At 64.3% G+C, this 342-nt stretch carries 1 protein-coding gene; it reads left to right on the top strand.

The window, feature by feature from the left end:
• Positions 1–342: VCBS domain-containing protein (locus tag CXK96_RS20590; RefSeq protein ID WP_219807549.1), on the top strand; the 342-nt coding region annotated here is incomplete at both ends.

The following is a 342-nucleotide window of genomic DNA, read 5'->3' as shown; positions in this document are numbered from 1 at the left end:
ACGCACTGGTCGGTGAAGCCCCGGCTGGTCTGACCTTCAACGCCGACGGCACCTACACCTTCGATGCGTCGAGCTACGACTCGCTGACTGCTGGCGAGCCGCTGGTGCTGACCATTCCGTTCACCGCGACTGACGCTCAAGAAGCGACCTCTGCGGCGGCGAACCTGGTCATCACCGTGACCGGCACCAACGACGTTCCGGTTGCCCAGGCTGCCGTGAATGCCGTTGCCGAAGATGCAACCATTGAAGGCAGCGTTGCCGGCACCGACGCCGATGCAGGCGAAACCGCCACGCTGACCTACGCACTGGTCGGTGAAGCCCCGGCTGGTCTGACCTTCAACG

It is taken from the genome of Stutzerimonas stutzeri, from assembly GCF_002890895.1.
Taxonomy (GTDB): domain Bacteria; phylum Pseudomonadota; class Gammaproteobacteria; order Pseudomonadales; family Pseudomonadaceae; genus Stutzerimonas; species Stutzerimonas stutzeri_AB.
The sequence above is the reverse complement of the archived record's forward strand: the minus strand, read 5'-3'. Positions and strand labels throughout refer to the sequence as shown.